General features: G+C 35.0%; 21 protein-coding genes. 7 read left to right on the forward strand and 14 right to left on the reverse strand.

All coding sequences use genetic code 11. The features are described 5' to 3' along the window. The first annotated feature begins 28 nt into the window (after window positions 1-28). Complete coding sequence (locus CAAU_RS01280; RefSeq protein ID WP_008907626.1) at window positions 29-265, forward strand: YkoF family thiamine/hydroxymethylpyrimidine-binding protein; 237 nt, start codon at window positions 29-31, stop codon at window positions 263-265. On the opposite strand, the gene CAAU_RS14465 is transcribed toward CAAU_RS01280, so the two are convergent. Beyond that, window positions 266-433 carry a hypothetical protein gene (locus tag CAAU_RS14465; protein WP_008907627.1) on the reverse strand — a complete coding sequence of 56 codons (168 nt, stop codon included), beginning with the start codon at window positions 431-433 and terminating at the stop codon, window positions 266-268. A 964-nt stretch (window positions 434-1,397) separates the two neighbouring features. Between CAAU_RS14465 and pulA the strand changes: the two genes are divergently transcribed. Next, a complete protein-coding gene (pulA, locus tag CAAU_RS01285; RefSeq protein WP_008907628.1) occupies window positions 1,398-4,418 on the forward strand; it encodes a type I pullulanase in 3,021 nt (1,006 codons plus the stop codon). A gap of 528 nt (window positions 4,419-4,946) precedes the next feature. Then, on the forward strand, window positions 4,947-5,570 hold the full coding sequence (locus tag CAAU_RS01295) for a hypothetical protein (RefSeq protein ID WP_008907630.1): 624 nt from the start codon (window positions 4,947-4,949) through the stop codon (window positions 5,568-5,570). 84 nt (window positions 5,571-5,654) lie between these two features. Here CAAU_RS01295 and CAAU_RS01300 read toward each other — a convergent pair whose 3' ends face one another. The 6 genes from CAAU_RS01300 to CAAU_RS01325 all read right to left on the reverse strand — a co-directional run bounded on the left by CAAU_RS01300 (window position 5,655) and on the right by CAAU_RS01325 (window position 12,523). Continuing rightward, entirely contained in the window at window positions 5,655-7,751 is a 2,097-nt protein-coding gene (locus tag CAAU_RS01300) for a glutamine synthetase III family protein (protein ID WP_008907631.1), read from the reverse strand. 215 nt (window positions 7,752-7,966) lie between these two features. After that, window positions 7,967-8,371: an Hsp20/alpha crystallin family protein gene (locus tag CAAU_RS01305; RefSeq protein ID WP_008907632.1), complete on the reverse strand. Its 405-nt coding sequence runs from the start codon at window positions 8,369-8,371 to the stop codon at window positions 7,967-7,969. A 63-nt stretch (window positions 8,372-8,434) separates the two neighbouring features. Then, the gene (locus CAAU_RS01310; protein ID WP_008907633.1) at window positions 8,435-9,385 is read right to left on the reverse strand and encodes an acyl-CoA dehydratase activase; all 951 of its coding nucleotides are present in this window, start codon (window positions 9,383-9,385) and stop codon (window positions 8,435-8,437) included. Next, window positions 9,366-10,466: a 2-hydroxyglutaryl-CoA dehydratase gene (locus CAAU_RS01315; protein WP_008907634.1), complete on the reverse strand. Its 1,101-nt coding sequence runs from the start codon at window positions 10,464-10,466 to the stop codon at window positions 9,366-9,368. The genes CAAU_RS01310 and CAAU_RS01315 overlap by 20 nt, the downstream gene beginning before the upstream one ends. Continuing rightward, window positions 10,463-11,368: an acyl-CoA dehydratase activase-related protein gene (locus CAAU_RS01320; protein WP_008907635.1), complete on the reverse strand. Its 906-nt coding sequence runs from the start codon at window positions 11,366-11,368 to the stop codon at window positions 10,463-10,465. The genes CAAU_RS01315 and CAAU_RS01320 overlap by 4 nt, the downstream gene beginning before the upstream one ends. Window positions 11,369-11,764: 396 nt before the next feature. Then, window positions 11,765-12,523: an exodeoxyribonuclease III gene (locus tag CAAU_RS01325; RefSeq protein ID WP_008907636.1), complete on the reverse strand. Its 759-nt coding sequence runs from the start codon at window positions 12,521-12,523 to the stop codon at window positions 11,765-11,767. Window positions 12,524-12,656: 133 nt separating this feature from the next. Here CAAU_RS01325 and CAAU_RS01330 point away from each other — a divergent pair, with 133 nt between their 5' ends. Together CAAU_RS01330 and CAAU_RS15535 are read left to right on the forward strand one after the other, a co-directional pair. Further along, window positions 12,657-13,100 carry a cell wall hydrolase gene (locus tag CAAU_RS01330; RefSeq protein ID WP_008907637.1) on the forward strand — a complete coding sequence of 148 codons (444 nt, stop codon included), beginning with the start codon at window positions 12,657-12,659 and terminating at the stop codon, window positions 13,098-13,100. A 24-nt stretch (window positions 13,101-13,124) separates the two neighbouring features. Then, window positions 13,125-13,490, forward strand: coding sequence for a hypothetical protein (locus CAAU_RS15535; RefSeq protein WP_008907638.1), 366 nt, complete (start codon window positions 13,125-13,127; stop codon window positions 13,488-13,490). Between the two features lie 35 nt (window positions 13,491-13,525). On the opposite strand, the gene nhaC is transcribed toward CAAU_RS15535, so the two are convergent. Then, window positions 13,526-14,935 (reverse strand): Na+/H+ antiporter NhaC, encoded by a 1,410-nt coding sequence (nhaC, locus tag CAAU_RS01340; protein ID WP_008907639.1) that lies wholly within the window; start codon window positions 14,933-14,935, stop codon window positions 13,526-13,528. A 101-nt stretch (window positions 14,936-15,036) separates the two neighbouring features. Then, window positions 15,037-15,981, reverse strand: coding sequence for a phosphoglycerate dehydrogenase (locus tag CAAU_RS01345; RefSeq protein WP_008907640.1), 945 nt, complete (start codon window positions 15,979-15,981; stop codon window positions 15,037-15,039). An 83-nt stretch (window positions 15,982-16,064) separates the two neighbouring features. On the opposite strand from CAAU_RS01345, the gene CAAU_RS01350 reads away from it, so the two are divergent. Together CAAU_RS01350 and CAAU_RS01355 are read left to right on the forward strand one after the other, a co-directional pair. Continuing rightward, window positions 16,065-16,250, forward strand: coding sequence for a hypothetical protein (locus CAAU_RS01350; protein ID WP_008907641.1), 186 nt, complete (start codon window positions 16,065-16,067; stop codon window positions 16,248-16,250). Between the two features lie 12 nt (window positions 16,251-16,262). After that, entirely contained in the window at window positions 16,263-16,514 is a 252-nt protein-coding gene (locus CAAU_RS01355) for a spore coat protein (RefSeq protein WP_008907642.1), read from the forward strand. Between the two features lie 19 nt (window positions 16,515-16,533). Here CAAU_RS01355 and CAAU_RS01360 read toward each other — a convergent pair whose 3' ends face one another. The 5 genes from CAAU_RS01360 to CAAU_RS01380 form a co-directional block, all read right to left on the reverse strand. Continuing rightward, a complete protein-coding gene (locus tag CAAU_RS01360) occupies window positions 16,534-17,664 on the reverse strand; it encodes a THUMP domain-containing class I SAM-dependent RNA methyltransferase (protein ID WP_008907643.1) in 1,131 nt (376 codons plus the stop codon). Window positions 17,665-17,764: 100 nt separating this feature from the next. Then, entirely contained in the window at window positions 17,765-19,561 is a 1,797-nt protein-coding gene (locus CAAU_RS01365; RefSeq protein WP_008907644.1) for an LTA synthase family protein, read from the reverse strand. A gap of 12 nt (window positions 19,562-19,573) precedes the next feature. Next, window positions 19,574-20,812 carry a glycosyltransferase family 2 protein gene (locus CAAU_RS01370; RefSeq protein WP_008907645.1) on the reverse strand — a complete coding sequence of 413 codons (1,239 nt, stop codon included), beginning with the start codon at window positions 20,810-20,812 and terminating at the stop codon, window positions 19,574-19,576. 12 nt (window positions 20,813-20,824) lie between these two features. Beyond that, a complete protein-coding gene (locus CAAU_RS01375) occupies window positions 20,825-21,529 on the reverse strand; it encodes a WecB/TagA/CpsF family glycosyltransferase (protein ID WP_008907646.1) in 705 nt (234 codons plus the stop codon). A gap of 96 nt (window positions 21,530-21,625) precedes the next feature. Further along, the gene (locus CAAU_RS01380; protein ID WP_008907647.1) at window positions 21,626-24,037 is read right to left on the reverse strand and encodes a glycogen/starch/alpha-glucan phosphorylase; all 2,412 of its coding nucleotides are present in this window, start codon (window positions 24,035-24,037) and stop codon (window positions 21,626-21,628) included. Between the last annotated feature and the right edge of the window lie 11 nt (window positions 24,038-24,048).

The following is a 24,048-nucleotide window of genomic DNA, read 5'->3' on the forward strand; positions in this document are numbered from 1 at the left end:
AGTTTAAACTAAAAATGGAGGTGTTAAGATGATTTGTGCTGAAGTTACGATATATCCTTTAAAGCACAACAATCCAGAAAGCGTTATTAATAATTCAATTCGAGTTTTGCAAAACGAAAATGTTGATTACAAAGTTGGTTCTATCTCTACGCATCTTCATGGTCGTGAGGAAGATGTTTGGAGAAGTTTAAAGGAAATGTTTGACACTGCGCAGGAAGCTGGCGAAGTTAACATGGTTGTTACAATTTCAAATGCTGCGGATTAATTACATTAGCTTTCTTCTGCTAAGATAAGCTAGTATTAAATTCATAAGAGCTAGAACAGCATACAATATTCCAAGCTTTACATTCTTATTAGAAAAGGTGATAAATGCTGCAGCTATCCAGCATAAAGCTGCAAACAAATATAAAATTACATTTGCATTCTTTTTCATAAACCCACCCCTCAAAATTAGATAAAAATTCCAAGAATAATACTATTATATCAGGTTACAATATATAGTGTAAAGGGTGCGTAGCAGTTGAGCTAAGACCTATATATGATCCGAAAGGGTCGTATATGGGTCGACCAAAGGTTGCATGCAGGCCCTGGCAGGCTTGCATGCAGCCGGAGGGAAGATCCTGCATGGTGGGGAAAAGCTTTATTGCAGTCGAGCTTCATTTGATTGTAATAAGGTTCCAACCTATCATGCAGGGTCGAGCTAAGATCATCTAGGGTATTGTAAGCTTTTAAATTAGCTTAGGATCTAGCAAGCCACTAGTTCTAGTGCTTGCATGCAGCCGAGAGGTTGCATGCAGGTGCGTAGATATCCTAGATGGTCGAACGAACCATCAGTATAGGTGGTGAACTGCTCTATCATGGTCGGAAGATCATGGTTGGGTAATAAGCTACTTATATTGGTGCAAGGTAGATTGCTACGTGCCCTTTATATTTTTTTGGGGACGGTTCTTAATTATTTTATTTTTAGAAAAATTAACAACACCCTTTTTATAATTCACTTTCTTTAAAAATTACAATGTGTTTTATAAACAAAATATCGTGCATTCTTTTTTTAAAACATCGTTATCAATTATTTTTTAAATAATCCAGATTGTAGACAAACCCTCTTTGGTGTTCAGACTTTGCAAGAGCCCTGGAAGGATTAGAAAAGGCATTTCTCATAAGCTTTAGCTATTAGAATTGCTTAGCGAAATGAGCGAATACCATGGAAATCCTTCACAGGGCTTATCAAAAAACAACTTTTTCAACAGTCTGAATTATTTTTTAAATAATCATCCCAATTTTGTATTAGAACTTTTAATTTTGTCTTAAAAGTAAAAAAATTAAGAACCGTCCCTAGAGGAATATAAAATTTTTTGTAGAATATTTTATAATAGAGAAAAAATGGAGGTGGGGAAATGAAAAGAAAAAATTTATCTGTTTTATCATTTGTTTTAATATTTTTATTTACAAATTTAATTTTTTTATTCCCTTTTAAGCAAACGTTTGCTCAAACAAAAACCAAATTAATAATCCACTATGCTAAGGATCCTAATACCGATAAGGACTGGAATTTGTGGATTTGGCCCTACGGCATGGAGGGAAAAAAATATGAATTTACCCACAAGGATGATTTTGGTCCTTATGCAATAATAGAATTTGAAGAAGCCTATGACAAAGTTGGTTTTATCGTTAGAACTGACAATTGGGAAAAGGATGTTGCAGAAGATAGGTTCGTCGATAAATTCAAAAATGGAGTTGCAGAAATTTGGCTCTTACCTGGTGATCCTGAAATTTATTATTCTAAGCCTGACAAGAAATCCATAAAGAAAACATCTTTAGGTGAAAAAACAAAGGTTACAGTTCACTATTTTAGATATGACGGAAATTATGAAGGCTGGAATCTTTGGGTGTGGCCATTTGGTAAGGAAGGCTCTGCTTATTATTTTACCTCCGAAGACAAATATGGTAAGGTAGCTGAATTTTATGTTGAGGGGACAGAAGGAGTTGATAAGCTTGGGATAATAACAAGAAGGAGCACCAAGGATAACCCCTGGGCTGAAAAGGAATTCGGCGACAGATTCATAACTAAATTTAAAGAAGATGGCTCAGCTGAAATTTGGCTGGCTCAGGGAGATGAGAAGGTTCACTACTCTCCTTCCGAATTAGATTTATCACCTAAATTTGTTGCTGCAACATTGGATGACATGAATATCATTTCTGCTGAAACAAATATCCCATTTGTTTTAAAAAATGACCTTAAAGAAGATATTGTGGTAAAGGTTGAAGGAAAACAGATAAAACTTTCAAAGGTAGAGCCAGATAAAAACTATTTAGTTTCAAATAATAAAGGGAGAAAATTAATAATCACAACTTATGATAAACTTCCCCTTGATAAAACCATTACCGTTGAGAAAATTGGTTATGGTTCAATCATAGTTTCCTACGGCAAAGTGTTCAGCTCTGAAGAATTTGATAAATTGTATTATTACGATGGCAACGACCTTGGTGCTAATTATTCAAAGGAACAAACCCTATTTAAAGTTTGGGCACCAACTGCATCTGAAGCAAAGCTTGTTATTTATTCAAAATGGGAGGATAAAGCTGGACAAGAACTTCCTATGCAAAAAGGGGAAAAGGGAGTTTGGAGCTATACCTTAAAGGGAGATCAGCACGGAACAATTTATACTTACAAAGTTAAAATCGGCAGCAAATGGAACGAAGCTGTTGACCCTTATGCTCGCTCTGTGACTGTCAATGGTGATAAAGGCGTAGTTTTAGATCTTTCTAGGACAAATCCCGAAAAGTGGGATCCAAACTTCAAACCTCCCTTTAAAAATGCAGTTGATGCAATAATTTACGAACTTCATGTTAGGGATTTATCCATTCACCCGGATAGCGGTATAAAAAACAAAGGCAAATTTTTAGGACTTGCTGAAACAGGGACTAAAGGCCCTAATGGAACATCAACCGGCCTTGACCATATAAAGGATTTAGGTGTAACGCATGTTCAGCTTTTACCTATTTTCGATTTTGCAAGCATAGATGAGACATCAACAAAACCTCAATTTAACTGGGGATACGATCCCAAAAACTACAATGCACCAGAGGGAAGCTACTCAACTAATCCATATGACCCTATTTCAAGGGTAAAGGAACTAAAAACAGCTATCCAAGCTTTACATGACAACGGCCTTAGGGTGATTATGGATGTTGTATATAACCATATGTTCAGTGCTGATGCCTCAAACTTTAATAAGCTTGTTCCAGGATACTTCTTTAGAACTGGGCATGATGGAAAGCTTACAAATGGCTCAGGCTGTGGCAATGATACTGCATCAGAAAGAAAAATGATGAGAAAATTTATTATAGACTCTGTAACCTATTGGGCAAAGGAATATAACATCGATGGGTTTAGATTTGACCTTATGGGGCTTCACGATGTTGAAACAATGAATGAGGTAAGGAAGGCCCTAGATAAAATAGATCCCACGATAATTATCATTGGTGAAGGCTGGGATCTAAACACTGCCCTCTCACCGGATGTAAAGGCAAACCAAAAGAATGCATATAAAATGCCTAGAATTGCTCATTTCAATGATACAATAAGAGATGCGATCAAAGGAAGCGTATTCGATAAAACAGATGCTGGTTTTGTAAATGGTAAGGATTATGTTGAATTTAAAGTAAAATCAGGTATTGTTGGTGGAATTGAATATTCAGGCCAGATATACACCTGGGGACGAATAGAACCCGATCAGTCTGTTGTATACTGTGAAGCCCATGACAACAATACTTTATATGATAAACTAAAATTCACAAATCCCGATGCTACGGAAGAAGAAATTAAAGCGATGCACAAACTCTCTGGGGCCATAGTGTTAACATCTCAGGGAATACCATTTATACATGCTGGACAAGAATTTATGAGGACAAAACAAGGCAACGAAAACAGCTATAACGCCAGCGATGAGATAAACAGATTAGACTGGGAAAGGAAAGCAAAATATTTAGATGTTGTTGAATATTATAAAGGACTTATTAAACTTAGAAAGGAACATCCTGCCTTTAGAATGACAACTTCTGATATGATAAAAAGGCATTTAGAATTTTTAAATGCTCCTAAAAACGTCATCGCTTATGTTTTAAAGGATAAAGCTAACGGGGATGAATGGGAAAATATTGTAGTTGCCTTTAACGGCAACACATCTGAACAAACAATCAAACTTCCTAAAAAAGGCAAATGGGCTATAGTTGTAGATGAAAATAAGGCTGGAACTGAAGTTATAAGAACTATAACTGGCGATACTTTAAAACTTCCAGCAAAATCTGCTTATGTTTTATACTATAAAGGATCTTCATTTAATTTTGTTTACATCGCACTCTTAATTGGACTTATTGTTGGAATCCTTGCATCAAGAAAGGTAGCTATCAATTAATTTTTAAGGGACGGTTCATAAAGATAAGAACCGTCCCTTAAAAAGGTAATTAAACTTTTCCATTGTTTTATTCAAAAACAATAGATGATTCAGTTTCCTTGCACCACTTTGTCGCAATACAAAGCCCTAGGTTCCTTGGGCAAAATCTGCAAATGCAGTTTACATCCTTTCCGTCACATTTTTTTGAATTATAATAGGGGCATTTTTTGCAATTACTATTTATTGCCATAACATAGCCTCCTTTAGGGACGGCAGACTGTTGAAAAAGTTGTTTTTTGATAAGCCCCGTTAAGGATTTCCCTGGCATTCGCTCATTTCGCTAAGCAATTCTAATTGCTAGAGCTAATGAGAGATGCCTTTTCTAATCCTTCCGGGGCTCTTGCAAAGTCTAAAAACCAATGAGAGTTTGTCTACAATCTGTCGTCCCTTTGTTAACTTTTTTTAATATTTTTGACACAAAATTGCCATAATACAGGGGTAATATAATAATACAATAAAAAAGAAAATTTAAAAAGGAGGTGTAGAATTTTGAAGAAAAAATTAGCATTATCATTAGCAATTGCAATTGCTTTAACAAGCACGACATCTTTGGCCTTTGCAAAAGGATTTACTTTCAAAGAAAAATTTACAAGCAAATTTAATGGTTCTAAGCTTTATGCTGATTGTTTCAAATTAAGACCAAAGGGTGAGTTTGGCAAACAGTTTAACGGAAAGTTTAAAGATTTAACTTTAGAGGAAAAGAAGAATCTTATTCAAAAAAGAATTGAGAATAGAATTAAAACTGCTGTTGAAGATGGGGTAATTACTCAGGACGAAGCTGATAAAATGTTAAACAACTTAAAAGAAAGTTTATCAAAATGGGATGGAAGTTCCCCCTTTAAGTTTGAATTAAATTTAAGGGAAAAATATAATAATCTAAGTCTAGATAAGAAAAAGGAAATAGCTAAAAAACATTTCCAAGAAAAGCTAAATAATCTTGTTAAAAACGGAAAGTTAACACAAGATGAAGCAAACAAACTTCTTCAAAATTTTGAAGAAAAACTAAAAAATTGGGACGGAAAGGCTCCTTTAAAAAGTAGACTTTTGAAAGGATTTAAGCCTCAGTCTAGAAATAAACAATTTAATTATTCAACACAAACTCAATCCTTCTAATATAAGTGAAGGCTGCTCGGGTTAAAAACTAGCCCGACAGCCTTTTAAAAATTGCAGAATTTATAAAACAATTAAGAACCGTCCCTAGTTAAACATAATATCGCCGTAGGTGGGCATCGGCCAATAGTTTCTGTCGAGTATCTTCTCGAGATCGTCGATTAGTTCTCTTAATGTTTCCATTTGGGTAAAAATATTATCCTTTATAAAGCATGCTTTGTTGTAGGAATCCTCCTCGAAGGATTCTGCCTGAGAAATTAATTTTTTTAAGGCATCGCATTGGTTATTTGCTCTTTTAAAAAGTTCATCTATTGTCCTTAATAAATCAAGTTGAACTTCAGCATTAAATCCCATGTTTTTAAGTTCAAATGAAGCCTTTGCAAGATCCTTCATATATCTTGAAACGGAAGGAACTATATCCTTTACAAATATCTCCACCATAGTCCTTGCTTCAATCAGAAGCTGCTTTATATATCCTTCAAGCATAACCTCATATCTTGAAAAAATCTCATTTTTATTTAACACCTTATGCCTTTCAAATAAATCCATATTTTTCTTGCTAATCAAATACTTTATTGCATCAACTGAACTTTTTAAATTCAAAAGGCCTCTTCTTTCAGCCTCTTCAATCCATTCCTTTGAATACCCGTCACCATTGAAAATTATCCTTTTATGCTCTTTTACTGTTTCCCTTATTATATTCTTTGCTTCCTTTATTACATCCTTTGAATTTTGCAATCTATCTGCAAATTCCCCTAATTTGTCAGCTAAAATCGTATTTAATACTGTCACTGCATCTGATATTGACGCAGATGATGGCACCATTCTAAATTCAAACTTATTCCCTGTAAAGGCAAAGGGTGAAGTTCTATTTCTATCCGTTGTATCCTTTTTAAGCACCGGCAAAGTTATAACTCCAGTTTCTAATTTTTCTCTCCCTCTTGAACTTATAATCTCTCCCTTTTCAATTTGTTCTAATATTTCCGTCAATTGTTCACCTAAAAATATAGAAACAATCGCAGGAGGTGCTTCATTGGCCCCTAATCTATGGTCATTTCCTGGATTTGAAGCTGAAATTCTTATAAGATCCTGATACTCATCAACTCCCTTTATAACCGCTGCAAGGAAAAGTAAAAATTGAAGATTATCGTGGGGCGTTTTCCCTGGGTCAAACAGGTTAATTCCATCGTTGGTCATTAAAGAAAAGTTTACATGCTTTCCAGAACCGTTAACTCCCTTAAAGGGCTTTTCATGTAAAAGGCAAACAAGACCGTGCCTATTGGCAACCTTCAATAGAGTTTCCATTATAATCTGATTATGATCCGCTGCAACATTGGCATTAGTAAATACCGGTGCAATTTCATATTGATTTGGTGCAACCTCCTTATGCTTCGTCCTTGCTGAAACTCCAACCTTCCAGAGTTCCTCATCTATTTCCTTCATAAATGCTGCAACTTTTTCATTGATACTTCCAAAATAATGATCCTCAAGCTCCTGTCCCTTAGGCGGCTTTGCACCAATTAACGTTCTTCCGGCATAAATTAAATCCTTTCTCCTTTTAAAAATCTCCTTATCAATTAAAAAATACTCCTGCTCTGCTCCAACCATTGGAATTACTCTTGAAGATACGCCATTGCCTAAAAGCCTTAATACCCTTAAAGCTTCTTTCGATACGGCCTCCATGGATCTTAAAAGAGGTGTCTTTTTATCAAGTGCATCTCCAGTATATGAACAAAAGGCTGTTGGAATATATAAAACTGCTCCACCTTCATCCTCTACTAAAAAGGCATAAGAGGTGCAGTCCCAAACAGTATAACCCCTTGCTTCAAAGGTGGTTCTTAGTCCTCCATTTGGGAAACTTGAAGCGTCAGGTTCTCCCTTTATTAGCTCTTTTCCAGAAAACTCAGTTATTGCAGTGCCTTCCTTTTTAGGCGATATAAAGGACTCCAATTTGCCCGCTGTTCTTCCGTTCATAGGCTGAAACCAGTGGGTAAAGTGGGTTGCTCCCTTTTCGATTGCCCAATCCTTCATAGCATTTGCCACAACCTCTGCAACTTCAGCATCTAAAGCAACACCCTCATCAATGGTTTTTCTAAGTTTAACATAGATACTTTTAGGTAGTCTCTCCCTCATAACAACGTCATTAAAAACGTTTACTCCAAAGGATTGTGTAATTTTTGACATTGCCTTATCCCCCTATCAGCGAAATATTTTTAAAAATTTAATTTTATATTTCGATATAATCCTAATTTAATTTAAAAATTATCATTTATCTTTAAATTATTTTATAAAAATATGATAATACTATAATATGCAAATTTCAATACAACAAATATTAATTTTTTGAAAATTAATATTTCATAAAAAATGAGCTGCAAATTTGCAGCTCATCAGGATAATTATATCTTTTTACCAGAGCTTTTTGCCTCAAATCTTTTTGGAATTGTTATAGTTAATACTCCATCCTTATAGTCTGCCCTTGCTTCATCGGATTTTACCTCCGATGGAAGAGGGACGGTTCTTGTAAACTTTCCGTAGAACCTTTCGCTTCTTCTAATGTTTTCTTCTTTTAATTCGCTTGACCTTTTAACTTCGCCAGTAATCCTTACAGAATCATCATATACCGTAATGTCTATATCATCCTTTGATATTCCTGGAATTTCAGCAACAACTTTGACCTCTTTTTCATCTTCAAAGACATCAACCCTTGGTCTTTCATAAAGGTCAAAGCTTTTAAATACATCATCGACATCCCTTCTTAATCTTTCAAGTTCATTGAAGGGACTAAATGGAATAAGATGCATATCATCACCCCCTTGTTTTTCTCAATATTATTTTTTTGAAAAACAAGTGAGTTTAAACTAGAATTATACGGCAACTTTGCCACTATGTCTTCCACATCTGTCACCAAAATACCCGATTACCTTATCTTCACATTTTATAACCGCAACTTCACAAAGGTTAGAACACCCGTTGCATTCAAAACTTGCCGTTTCATAATTTACATCGGCGATTTCAAATCCTTTAAAATTGGTCCACTTGCTCCGCTTTTCAGCAGAAAGGATTGCGGCACCTATTGCACCCATCATATTATAATGCTTCGGAACAAAAACCTCGCATCCTAAAGCCTCTTCAAAGGCCCTTTTCATTCCCTTATTTGCTGCAACTCCACCCTGGAAAAATATTTTGCTTTTAATATCCTTTCCCTTTGCTACGTTGTTAAGATAATTTCTAACAAGGGCCTCACAAAGTCCCCTTATAATATCCTCGACAGCAAACCCTAGCTGCTGCTTGTGAATCATATCAGACTCCGCAAAAACAGCACATCTTCCTGCAATTCTTACAGGGTTTTTAGATTTTAATGCATAATCGCCAAACTCCTCTATCGGGATTTCAAGCCTTTCAGCCTGCCTATCCAAAAAAGATCCCGTTCCAGCTGCGCAAACGGTGTTCATTGCAAAATCCGTTATCATTCCATTCTCTAATGTAATTATCTTTGAATCCTGTCCACCTATTTCAATTATAGTCCTTACATCCTTATCCAAACTCAATGCAGCGACTGCATGGGATGTTATTTCATTTTTAACAACATCAGCACCAACTAAAAAGGCTGCTATGTGTCTTCCGCTTCCTGTAGTTCCAACTCCTGCAATATCAGCGCTTTTAACTTTGTCCTTTATAATTTTAAAGCCCTCCTGAACTGCCTTAATAGGCCTTCCCTTTGTCCTTAAATAAACGCTTTCCACAACATTAAAATTTTCATCTATCACAACTATATCTGTGCTGACTGATCCAACATCAATTCCCAGATAATACATATCCCCTTCTCCTTTCCAAAAGGTCTATAAAGGCCTCAAGTCTTGTTTGATATCCTGCCTCCCCAGTCATTTCATCCACAACAAGGCTTAAGATAGGGAAATTTTTATCCCTGGCTATAGAAGGCAAAATTGATTTTGAGACGATCTCCGGCATACATCCTAATGGGAAAATTTGAATAGCGCCGTCAAAACCCTCCTCATAGGACAAAATAGCCTCTCCAACGCATTCCTGTCCATGTCCTCCAACTCCTAAAGGCAAATACTCCTTTGCCGCATCCCTGATCCTCTTTGCAGTAAGTCCAAAGGGACTTAAAAGAACAGTATTGTAAACCCACCAACTTGGGCTTAAGGTCCTTTTAGTTGAAACTCCCATTTCCATCAGCTTATCCTCTATATATAGATTAGAAAAGGGCTCGATTATAGTATAAATTTCTCCTATTATAGCAACCCTAATGGGATTTTTTTCTCTGCTTATTTCAACTTCATCCATTTTTTTGTGGTATTCCTTTAAAATCGATATTGCCTCTTTAGGATTATTTGTGTCTAATAGTTTTCTTTTGCATTCATTTAAAAGGCATTTGCATTCTCCCTTGTTTACTTCATATCCTGCCCTTTCGTGGGCCTTTGCCTCAAGAGCATCTATAAGCCCTATTATCCTATAGGCATTTACAAGGGCCATGTATTTTTCCTTTTTCGATTTTGGGCTTTGGGAGGAAATCTTATTTATTCTTCTTTTTAATTCATCAAATCCTATATCGGATGGCAAATCCAATACAATAAAATCTAAGTTTTTACCTAATTTTTTTAATATTTTCATTTGAAGTTCTGCATATTCACCAAATCTACAGGGGCCGCAGCTGCCTGTCAAAATTATCGTATCCGCTCCCCTTTCAATGCTTTCTATATAATTCCCCATCATTATTTTAAAGGGAAGGCATATCTCCTCCGGAGAATACAAACTTCCAATCTCGAGTGCCCTTTTACTATTAAAGGGCGGAATCACATAGTCGATTCCAAGTCCATCCATTAAAAATTTTGCACCTATATATACGTTGCCCATGTGAGGAAATGTAACCTTCAAGCAAGATTCCCCCTTTTTCTTCTCGTCAACATATCTACAAATGCCTCAACCCTTGTATCAAATCCTGCCTCCCCTGTGTGTTCGTCAATTTTAAGAAGCAAAAAGGGAACATCCTCAAACTCAAGCTTTAAAAGCTCCACTATTACAGAGTCAATTCCACAGGCAAAGGAGGATAAATAAATAATTCCATCAATCAACTTATTTTTTACAGCATACGATGCAAAGCCGTAGTATTCCCTTGCAAAGGTCCAAAAGGGCCTTTTAAAAAGCTTTTTAATTTCCATATGTTTAATACTATCATCCACTACTTCATGGGTGATAACACCAATTCCAAATCCGTTTAATTTTTTTATAAGATTCATATTTATAAACTTATCGTAGATGTTATAGGTATGGCCAATGAGGGCAATTTTATATTGAAAACCTTCATGATCTATTCCTTCTTTAAAATTATTCTGCTCCTTTAATGCATCCTCAAAGGCTTTTTGTATTTTTACATAGCTTTTTGTAAATAGTTTTCCCGTTTCATAGGCCCAATTTATAAATTTATCTGCTGAATAGGAGTATATAGGTGCCTTTGTTATTAAGGGTAAATCCTTTATGTTGTTTTCGATCATCTCAGGGATTCCACAAAACTTAGGGCAGATAAACTCTCTCTTTTCAACCTGCATAATCCTTGGAACCAAAATCAAATCACACTTATCCTTTATCTTTTCCACATGTCCGTGGAAAACCTTAATAGGAAGGCATGCCTCATCGGTGCAAAGTTTAACCCCAAGATCAAGTATTTCCTTATTGGTATCTGGAGATTCGATTATCTCTGCACCGAGTTCCTCAAAAAAAGTCGTAAAAAAAGGCTTGTATTTGTAATATAAAAGTCCCTTTGGGATCCCAACCTTCATAAAAACCACTCCTTTTGACCTACACTAATATATTTTTAACTTTAAAATGTAAAAATATACAAAAAAGGCTCGGAAAATCCGAGCCTTAGAATGTTGAAAAAGTTGTTTTTTGATAAGCCCCGTGAAGGATTTCCCTGGCATTCGCTCATTTCGCTAAGCAATTCTAAGCTTTTCTTTGTTTTCAAAAGTCCTACCCTCGTGAGCCGACATCCGTGTCGGCCACTCGGCTCTGCACGTCCGTGTGCAGAATTACGGACTTTTGAAAAGTCGAAAAACAAGAATTGCTAAAGCTCATGAGAGATGCCTTTTTGAAATCCATTCACGGGGCTCTTGCAAAGCCTGAATACCAAAGAGGCTTTGTCTACAATCTGAGGCTCGGATTTTCCGAGCCTCAGATTAAATAGTTAGTTTAACTGGACAGTGGTCTGAGCCGTGAATATGGGTTAAAATTTCAACGTCTTTTATCTTTGATATAAAATTATTTGAAACAAAGAAGTAATCTATTCTCCAGCCTACATTTTTCTCCCTTGCCTTAAACATATAGCTCCACCAGGTATATTCGATTTTATCAGGATAAAAATGTCTATAGGCATCAATAAAGCCTATCTCTAAAAATCTATCTATATATTCCCTTTCTATCGGTAAAAAACCTGAGGACTTTTCATTCTGCTTTGGATTTTTAAGGTCTATTTCCCTATGGGCTGTGTTGTAATCACCACATATAATTAGATTTTTACCTTCTTCTAAAAGATTTTTCGAGTAATCCATAATGGCATCGTAAAACCTTAGTTTATAATCCAATCTTTCATCGCTCATTTTGCCATTAGGAAAATATATATTAAAAAGTATAAAATCCTCATATTCAGCAATTAAAATCCTTCCTTCTGTGTCAAATTCTTCTATTCCAATCCCGTAATAGATATTCTTTGGTTCCACCTTAGTAAAAATTGCAACACCGCTGTATCCCTTTTTATTTGCAAAGCTAAAATATTTATAATATCCTTTAAGGTTTTTAATCTCATCATCTATTTGTTCCTCCTGAAGCTTTGTCTCCTGAAGACATAGAATATCCGGATCCTCATCCTTTATAAAATCCAAAAACCCCTTTTTTAAAATAGACCTTAGCCCATTTACATTCCATGTATATATTCTCATAATAGTTTTTCTCCCTTCATATAATTTATTAGACAAATAAATTATATATTTTAAAAAAAATTTATTCAATAAAGTAACTTTAAACTAATTTTAAGAATATATTATTATTAAAGCTTTTTGTTTTGGTGATTGTATGTCCTTTTCGGCAAGAGAACTTCTTGCAAGGCTTGTTCGATGTGAGGCTGAGGGTGAAGGCGAAATAGGCATGAAGGCCGTTGCAAGTGTTGTTATGAATAGGGTTAATGTAACCTATGGGGAATATAGAAGGGTATGCCAGGGAGATCTTAGAAAGGTTATCCTTCAGCCCCGTCAATTTACCTGCGCTATGGTAAAGGTATACGGCCAGCCCAATTATCAAAATATATGGGCAAAACCACCCGATAAATATCACTACTGGATAGCAGATTGGGCCCTTTCCGGCAACAAGTATTCAGGTATAGGCTTTGCACTTTGGTATTATAATCCATTTAAGCCCACATGTGCCTACTATTTTCCTCCTAACAGAACAGGGCAATATATAACAAGGATTGCCCAGCATTGCTTTTATATTCCAACTCCTTTGTATGCCCAAACTTGATATTAATATATAAGGAGGTTCTTTATGTCTAAAAAAGAAAATCAAGTTAACGAAACAAAAGAAATGAATTATTTTGTTCCTCAATATTTTAGTCCTGCCATGATGTGTCCCTATGAATACTTTAGGCAGCAACCCTTTGAACCTATCGATGTAGCAGAGGCACAGATGGAACCGACTCTAAAGGACATAGGCTATACACAGGCTTATTTAAGAACACAAATTGGGAAAAAGGTAAAAATAGACTTTTTGATTGGAACAGATATGTTTATAGACAAGGAAGGAATCCTTTTAGAAGTTGGTATAAGCTATGTAGTAATTAGGGAAATTGCTACAAACTTTAAAGTTATGTGCGACCTTTATTCAATTAAATTCGTTTCAATATATGAATAAAGGCCCTAAAAGGTTTAACCCTTTAGGGCCTTATATTATGCGTTTATTGTAACCTTTTCCTCAGGTTTTACCTTTTCCATAGTAATACCTGTAAATCCATAGAATATGGATACAAATGGGTTAACATAATTTAAAACCGCATAAGGTAGATATGCAAATGGATGAACTCCTAATGCCCCCATCATGAAGGCACCACAGGTATTCCATGGAACAAGAGGCGATGTTAAAGTTCCTGCATCCTCAAGGCACCTTGAAAGGTTCTTTGGATGTAAGCCCTTCTTATCAAAGGCCTTTTTAAACATTCTTCCTGGAATAACTATTGAAAGGTATTGGTCACCTGCAACTATATTTGTAAATATGCTTGAAAAGATGGTTGCAGTAACAAGGGCTCCAACGCTATCTGAAAAGCTAAGTAGCTTTTCAGCAAGAACTTCCAAGAAGCCTGCCTTTTCCATTATTCCTCCAAAGGTCATAGCACAAAGGATCAATGATACTGTATACATCATGCTCTGGAGTCCACCCCTTGTCAAAAGGTCATCAACTATCTTAAATCCTGTTTCTGAAACATAACCATCGTTAAGAACTGATAATATATCTCCAAATCCTTTGCCTTGGAATATAACTGCAAAAATTGCACCTAAGATAGTTCCTGACAAAAGACCTGGAATTGCAGGCACCTTTTTAACAACCATTACTATAACCACTATAGGTGGGATTAAAAGCCATATGCTTATATTAAACTGCTTTGAAAGCGCATCAAGTATTTGATTTATTTGAGCAACATCAAGCTGTCTTCCCGCAAATTTAGCACCTAATATTGCATAAACTACTAAAGCTATTAAATAGCTTGGACCAGTTGTGAATATCATGTGTCTTACGTGGTCGAAAAGCGTTGCACCAGCCATAGCAGGTGCAAGGTTTGTTGTATCTGATAATGGAGACATCTTATCTCCAAAGTATGCGCCTGATACAACTGCCCCTGCAACCATTGGTAGTGGAATTCCAAGGCCTTGTCCAACTCCAATGAGGGCAATACCTACTGTTCCTGCAGTAGTCCATGAACTTCCTGTTGCAAGGGATACTATACTTGAAATTATTAAAGTTGCAACAAGGAAAATTCCAGGTGATAATATCTTAAGACCATAGTATATCATAGCAGGAACTGTTCCTGAAAGAATCCATGCACCTATAACTGTTCCTATGATCATAAGGATTATGATTGCCTGCATTGACATTCCGATTGTGTCAATAATACCCTTTTCAATTTCATTCCACTTAAGCCCAACCCTCATTGCCATAAAGGCTGCAATGATTGCCGAAAATATAAGCGGAATATGCGGACTTGCCTCATACTTTAAAATTGAGAAGGAAAGAATTGCAACGAGTGCAACGACTGGGATTAGAGCCTCCCAAACACTTGGTTTTCTCTTTTGTCCATTTTCCATTAAGATACCCCCCAAAAAATAAGCTTTTTTATATTTTAACATTAATCATCATTAAATTTCAATAATATTTAAAAAATTTTTAATTTTAAAATTTGTCGATTCTAATAGCCTTTTTGTAAATCGACTATATTCAATAGCTTCTCCCCTTCAACATATTTTTTCATATTTTCATATATAAGTTTAAACCTTCTTTCGTTCCTCATCTCCGATACCCAAGAGTTATGGGGGGTTATATATACATTTTCCATATCCCAAAGAGGGCTGTCCTCCTTTAAAGGTTCCTCCTCAAAAACATCAAGGGCTGCACCCTTTATTTTTCCGCTTTTTAAATTTTTAATAAGCTCCCCTTCATCAACAACGCTTCCCCTTGCAACGTTTATAAAATATACTCCATCCTTCATAGCATTAAATCTTTCTTTATTTATTAAATGATGCGTCTCCTTTGTATACGGAATTGTCACTACAACAAAATCGCAAAGCCTTAGCATATCATCCATCACATCCTTTGAAAAACATTTATTAAATCCCTCTACGTTTCTTCCATTGGAGTTGAGACCTAGTATATTAACTCCAAAACCCTGTAATCGCTTTGCAGCTTCAATGGCTAAAGTTCCAGTTCCTATAAACCCAATTGTTTTCCCATATATTTCTATTATAGATGTGTCTATCCTCCAAATCTTATTTTTCTGCTTTTCAAAAAACTTTATGCTATTTTTTGCAAGCTGAAGGATATTCATAACAATCCATTCTCCAATTGGAATGCTGTATCCTCCCTTGTTGTTTGTAAGAATTATTCCCTTTTCTTTAATATAATCAATTGGCGCCTGATCGATACCAATACTTGATAATTGAATCCACTTTAGTTTTTCCATTTTAGTGATATCAAGTGTTGAAAAGGGATCATAGCAGACTAAAACCTCAACATCCTTTAATTCCTCAGAATAAAATAAACCCTTTTCTTCTTTAATTATCACATCATAGCCTAATTCTTTAATTAAACTCATCTTTTCCTTTCCGTAATCATATGTAAACAAAGCTTTTTTCATCCAAATCCCCCCAATTTTTACTTGTATTATTTCGACTTTATTTGACAAAAATAATAATGAAAAATAATGAAAGGAGTGTTCATATGGCACAGCTTAATCAACTGGAACTTCAAAATTTAAGGCACTTGATAGGGCAACACGACACAGCTGCCCAAAAGTTTGACTCATATGCCCAGATGGCAACCGATCCTCAAATAAAGCAGATGTTTACTCAAGCGGCACAAAGCGCAAGAAATACTAAACAAAAGCTTCTTTCATTCTTACAATAGGGAGGGTTTATAATGCTCAACGAAAAGGCTCTTGTAAACGATGCACTTTCTATGATAAACAGTAGCCTAACAAACTACGCCAATGCCATAGCCCAATGCACTAATGCACAGCTAAGAAGCACTCTACAGCAGATAAGAAATTCAGACGAACAGTTCCAATATGACCTTTATAAAATAGCTGAACAAAAGGGATACTACAAGGCAGCAAAACCTGCTTCACCTCAGGATATACAGCAGGTTAAAACAGATCTTGGCACCTTCTAAAGGAGTGGTTACCACTCCTTTATTTTTTGGGCGGCAATGGTCCAAAATATTGATAATAGTAGCATAAAAGCTTTCCATTATATAACTTTCTATTTTTGTCTGCCTTCTTGCCAAAGTGCCTTTGAAACTCTGGATGGGCTGTTAATATGAAAAAGGACCAAGAATCAAGCCTTGAAAAAACTTCTCCCATCCTCTTATAAAGTCCCTCAACCTCCCTTTTTTCCATAAGCCTTTCACCATAGGGAGGATTTGTAATTATAACTCCATATTTTTTCTTTGACCTAAAATCCTCCATTGGAAGCTTTTGAAAGGCAACGAACTTTTCTACTCCAGCCTTTTTGGCATTCTCCCTTGCAACCTTTAAAACTTTTCCGTCAATGTCTGAGCCTAAAAGTAAAAATTCTTTGTCGTTAATCTCCTCCCTTGCCCTTTTTCTTTCCTCCTCCCAAATCCTTTTATTGAAGTTAGGCCACTTTTCTGCTGCAAATTCCCTATTAAGTCCCGGTGCTATATTTTTACCAATCATGGCAGCTTCAATAAGGATAGTTCCTGAACCACAAAAGGGATCCGCTAAAATTCTATCAGGAGTCCACCTGCTTAAATAAACAAGGGCTGATGCCAAGGTTTCCTTAAGGGGTGCCTCTCCAGCAATTTCTCTGTATCCCCTTTTATGAAGTCCTATCCCTGATGTATCTAAAGTGAGGGTTGCAATATCCTTTAAAAGCGAAATTTCTATTTTATATGTAGGTCCGCTCTCCTCAAACCACTCTATTTTATATTTATTCTTCATAGATTCTATTATTGCCTTTTTAACTATAGCTTGACAATCGGATACGCTAAAGAGCTTTGACTTAACAGACTTTCCAACAACATGAATTTTTGCATCCTTAGGAAGTATTTCTCCCCAATTTACCGCCTTTGTTCCTTGAAATAAATCTTCAAAGGTTTCAGCTTTAAACTCCTTTATTTTTATTAAAATTCTATCAGCAGTTCTCAGCCAAATATTACATCTTACAATATCTTCTTCATCCCCTTTAAAAGTTACCTTACCGTTATCAACAAAAATATCTTTTATTCCAAGCTTAAAAAGCTCCTCCTTAAGTATTCCTTCTATTCCAAAGGCACATGTTGCAACTATATCGTATCTCATCCTACCTCTCCTTTTACTATTTTCCTAAAACTTTTTTATGATTATATCATATTTTCTGATATTTTAACATAATGACCACCTCATTTTTGAGGTGGTCATTTCAGAGGTTATTTCTTATTATCAAAGATGAATAATCATACATTTTTTTCATCATCTCAATAATATAATACTCATTTACTTTATTTTTCGTATCCTTATCTACCATTTCACCCTTTTGCTGAAGATACATATAGTCATCATAGATAAAGCTTCCATCAGGGAATATTACATAGCCTTTTTCATTTGAAAATATATTCTTCCCTAATGACTTTTCAAGTTCAAATCCAAAAAGCGTTGCAATGGTCGGTGCCAAATCCGCCTGGCCGCATACCTTGTCGATTTGTCCTTTTATTTCAAAATCAGGGACATGCATTATTGCAACAACCCTTTGATTTAAGGTCCAGTCATAATCGTCATTTATTTTTTCTCCAATTGCCCTTTCAAGTTCCTCCTTGTTGCCATAAGGAATCGCATGATGATCACCATAAAAGATTACAACAGAGTTATCCCAAAGCCCTTCCTTTTTTAGATTTTCAACAAAATCTCCAAGGGTCCTATCAACATAATGGGCACTTTGAAGGTAATTCCCTAATAGACTTCCTTTTAGATTTCCTACATCAAACTCCTCAAACTTTTTATCCCTATATGGGTAATGGCTAGATAGGGTTATTAAAAAGGAATAAAAGGGTTTATTATATCCCTTCATCTTTCCTACCGCCTGTTTAAAGAAGCTATCGTCGGCTAAACCAAGCCCAATCTTTTCTTCAAAAGTAAAGTCATTTATACTTTCATATTTATCAAATCCTAAGCTTTTATACATGGAGGGTCTATTCCAGAAGGATTCGTCATTGCCGTGCATAACGCTTGTAAAATATCCTAGGTCCTTTAAATGTTTAGCAATGGATTCATAGTTATTGTAAGGGTATAAATAATAAACTGCTCCATTTGATAAAGGAAGCAACGATGTGTTTACTGCAAATTCTGCATCGGATGTCCCACCATTAGAAATTTGATAGTAAAAATTAGAAAGATAGATTTCTTCCCTTGCTAATTTGTTTAAGTTTGGTGTAACTTCAACTCCGTTTATTTTTTTATCGATAAGGAAGTATTGGAAGGCCTCAAGTTGAACAATAATTAAATTTTTTCCCTTATACTTTCCATAATAATTAGGTTTTTCTCCATTTTTCTTTTTATTAAAAAATTCCTTAATCTCAGCTGCCTTTGCCGAATCTATTATTTTTATAAAATTATTTTCATTAGCAAACTTTTTAAAATCAAAATAATGATAGCCTAATATGCTTGTATTTTCTACTATAAACCTTTTATCATACATTTCCGTCAAAACCCATTTGTCCTTTTTTCTTGCAAGATAAAAATTTATATTTAAAATTAATATTCCTGAAAGTATTAACGCAAACATCTTAACTGCCTTATCGCCAAATTTTTCTTCATCGAAGCCAATTTTTCTCGTTATGATAAAAATACTTAGCAAAACATCCGCTATTAAAATTAAATATTGCACCTTAAAAAGATAAGTTAATGAATTAACAACTTCTCCTAATAATCCAACTTGTCTTAGTGAGAATAATGTAAAAAAGCTTTTGTAGTAATCATAATAAAATAAATCCACAGTTAAAATAAATGCAATTAATATATTTATAAGAAATAATATCTTTACCTGAATGCTTTTTTCAAAAAACATCGGAAAACCAAAAAGAAGCAAAATAAATCCTAATGCAGAAAATATGGTTTTAATATTTATATTCATATTAACCATTAAATTAAAACCTAAAAGTTTATATAGCATAAGAATTAAAAATATAAAATAATAAAGAAATATATTTTTAAATCCCTTCACGCTTCCTCCTCCTTATTTTTGAATTAACTCCTTAAATTCCTCAGAATTTACCGTCCTTGCATGGATAGTATGGGTCCAATTTTTTTCTTTTCGTTTTATAAATCCTAAAAGGCTTATCGGAATCCAAGACAGTCCAAAGAAGGGATAAACTAAAAGCCCAAGCATTCTTTTAAAGGATATTTTTTCCATAATAAGAACTATAATAGGAACACCATACCCAAAGAATAAGCTAAAATACCAGTAATATGAGGGAAATATTATCTTTGAAAAATATAGCCCTGGGAAAAATATCTTCAGTCCTGCAGCTACAAGGACAAATCCATAGGTTAATATCCTTGCAGGCTGAATAAGATATATAAAAGCATCAAAGGCTGCAAAGTTTCTTTCTCTTATACTTTTTACTATTAGTGGCCATGAATATCTAAAGGCACAGTCCCAATGGCCTTGAAGCCATCTTACCCTTTGTCTAAAGGATGCCTTAAAGGTTAGAGGCTTTTCATCGTAAACCTTAACATTATGCTCCCAAACTGTCTTTATATCCTTTAGAATACATTTCATTGTAAATTCAAGGTCTTCAGTAAGGCTTGTGGCATCCCAGCCTATCTGCTTTAAAACATCCGTCGTCACCACAAAGCCTGTCCCACCTAAGGCTGCATAAAGGTTTAATTTTTTCCTTGCCAGCTGGAACATTCTATTCATCGTCCAGTATGCAAGAGCATAGGATATTGTAATCCATGTATCATCAGGATTTTTACTATCTAAATATCCTTGAATAACTTTATATCCCTTTAAAATATTGTTGTTCATCTTTTTTAAAAAGTTTGGAGAAACTAAGTTGTCTGCATCAAAAAAGGCAACTGCATCGTATTGTTTATCCATTGAAAAAAGCTTTTCCAAAAACCACTTTATCGCATAACCTTTACCCTTATTTACTTGATCGAATCTTTCTAAGGCATAGGCTCCCTTTTCCCTTACGACATTAGCTGTATTATCATTGCAATTATCACAAATAACATAAACATCATATAATTCCTTTGGATAGTCCAACAACTTAAGATTATCTATAATCTGACCTATAACCCTCTCCTCATTATGAGCTGCAACTGCTATTGCAAACCTTGTTTTTGGTTCCCTATCCTCTTCCTCCTCAACCTTTGAAAGCCCAAATAGTGAAATTATATTGTAATAATAAGTTAATAATATGATATAAACCTGAAAGGCATAAAAAATCCATATAAAGACTTTCTCCATCAAAATCCTCCTTTAAAAATTTAATATTGAGCGTGCGACAAATATTAAAACCTTCTTTAACCGTTTTATCCTAACGGGTTCAACCATTACTCTATAAAGCCATTCAAGGCCTAAGCTTATCATCCATCTTGGAGCTCTTTTAACCCTTTCAGCTAAAACGTCAAAGCTTCCCCCAACGGCTACAATTAGCTTTACATTAAGCTTGTCCTTATATTTGTCTATAAATTCCTCCTGCTTAGGGCAGCCAAGACCAACAAACAAAACATCTGGGGATAATAAATTTATTTTATCGACTATAGTCTCTTCCTCATGGGAATCAAAATATCCATGATTGTAACCAACCACCTTTGCATTAAACTTATCTATGGCATTGGCATAAGCCCTCTTTATCACCTCATCCCTTGCCCCTAAGAAGAATAATTTTAAATTTAGCTTACCAGAACTTCTTAGCATTTCATAAAAAACATCTATTCCCGCTATCTTTTTTAATATCTTTCCCTTTGATACCAATACTATAAGGCATGTTCCTATTCCATCGGGGATGAATATATATTCATCATCAAATTTAAAATTTTTTGATATTAAATAGTGTAAAACCTCTGGATTGGCTGATATTACTGCTGTTTTTTGGTCTCCTTTTATCCTTTGATATAGTGTCTTCATCAAATCATCAAAGTTTCCTGCAAAAATCGGTATCCCATTAAGTTCAACCTTCACCCTCATCCCCCCTTATTAACCTTTACTTAAATTTTAAAAATAAATTCGACAATTTTCAACATGTAATATATAGAAAAAAGGTGGCTTAAAGCCACCTCACACATTCCAAATCTCCCTTGCATATTTAATTATCGTATTGTCGCTTGAAAACCTTCCCGATGCTGCAACATTTATTATTGCCATCTCATTCCATTTGCCTTTGTCCCTGTAAAGCTTATCAATCCTCTCCTGTGCATTAGCATAGGATTCAAAATCCTTTAAAACAAAGAATTCATCATTGTAGGTTATAAGATGGTTATAAATATTCAAAAATTCCGTCGGCGGAACATTTAAAAATCCATTAGTTAGTTGGTCAACCAGCCTTTTTATCCTTGCATTTGAGCTGTATATTTCTTTAGAGTTGTATCCACCATTTTTGTAATAATTTATCACCTCATCGGAGGTTAAACCAAAGATTATTATATTTTCTTCACCAACTGCATCCTTTATTTCTATGTTAGCCCCATCCAGTGTTCCTAAAGTTATAGCTCCATTCATCATAAACTTCATATTGCCGGTTCCCGAAGCCTCCTTTGAGGCTGTTGAAATCTGTTGACTTACATTAGCACAAGGGATAATTCTTTCTGCAAGAGTTACTCCATAGTTTTCAAGGAATATAACTTTAATTTTATCCTTAACATCTTCATCATAATTTATCTTTTGGGCTAAAGTATTTATAAACTTAATAATCTCCTTTGCAAGGGTATATCCAGGAAAGGCCTTTGCACTAAATATAAATGTTCTTGGAGAAATTTCTAAATTTTTATCTTCCTTTAGCCTATTGTATAAATCAAGTATATATAAAGCATTTAGAAGCTGCCTTTTATACCCATGTAATCTTTTTGCTTGAATGTCAAAAATAGATTCCGGATCAACATCTATATCATATTTGTTTTTTATATATTTTGCTAAATCAATTTTGTTTTGCTGTTTTATTTTATAAAATTTATCCCTAGCCGCCCCATCCTTTGCAAATTTTTTAAATTCTATAAGTTCCTCTGGTTTTTTAATCCATCTATCCCCAATCGTTTCAATCAAAAGATTTGTAAGCCTTGGATTAGCCTCAATTAGCCACCTTCTATGGGTTATACCGTTAGTTTTATTGTTGAACCTTCCTTGAAAGTGTTCATTAAAAAGCTTTAGCTCCTGTTCCTTTAAAATCTTTGTATGAAGCTCTGCAACACCGTTTACCGAATGGCTCCCTACAATTGCAAGGTGGGCCATTTTTACATATCCATCGCCTATTATAGACATTTTACTTATTCTATTCCAGTCCTGTCCATACTTTTCTAAAAGCTCCATGCAAAATCTTCTGTTTATCTCCTCAACTATAGTCCAAATCCTTGGAAGGAGACCTTTAAACATATCAATTGGCCATTTTTCAAGGGCTTCTGCCATTATCGTATGATTTGTATAGGCTATGGTTTTAACAGTAATATCCCAAGCAGTTTCCCAAGGAAGGTTTTCTTCATCTATTAATATTCTCATAAGTTCAGGGACTGCAAGGGCAGGATGGGTATCATTTATTTGGATAGCTACATATTTATAAAGCTCAGTTATAGGCTTTCCCTTCTTTTTAAAGGTTCTTATTATGCTTTGAATCCCTGCACTGACGAAGAAATACTCCTGTTTTAACCTTAAAAGCCTCCCCTTTTCCGTCCTGTCATCTGGATACAAAACTGAAGTTATAGATTCAACATTATATTTATACTCCATTGCCCTTTGATAATCCCCCATAGAAAAGCTTGAGAAGTCAAACTCTGCTCCAAATATCTCAGCACTCCAAAGTCTTAAAGTGTTTACAACTTCATTTCTATATCCAATAACAGGAATGTCATAAGGCACAGCAAGGACGGATTCATAGTTTTCGTGGATTGCCTTTAATTTACCATCTTCCTCGGTAAATCTTACATTACCTCCAAATTTTACAATACAAGCCTTATCCCTTCTTCTAACCTCCCAAACATAACCATCCTTTAGCCAATTATCAGGAACTTCTACCTGATAGCCGTTTACAATCTTCTGTTCAAAAAGTCCATACTTGTATCTTATACCATTACCATGTCCAGCAATTCCTAATGTAGCCATAGAATCTAAAAAACAGGCTGCAAGACGTCCAAGGCCACCGTTTCCAAGCCCTGCATCCTTTTCTTCCATTTCTAATTCCTCAAGGGATATTCCAAGGTCTTCTAAGCCAACCTTTACTATATCCCTAATTCCTAAGTTTATTAAATTGTTTTCAAGGAGTCTACCTATTAGAAATTCCATTGAAAAATAGTAAACTTGTTTTCTATCGCTATTTATATAATTTTTGTTAGTCCTAAGCCAGTTTTCAAAGGAATATTCCTTTATAAGTTCACCAAGGGCTATAAATTTATGAAGCTTTGACGCCTCCTTTATATCTTCTGCAAAAAGACTTACTAACTTTCTTTGATAGTCCTCCTTGAAACGTTCCTTGTTTAAATTCATTCTTCTTCCTC

The organism is Caloramator australicus RC3 (assembly GCF_000297115.1).
GTDB lineage: Bacteria > Bacillota > Clostridia > Clostridiales > Caloramatoraceae > Caloramator > Caloramator australicus.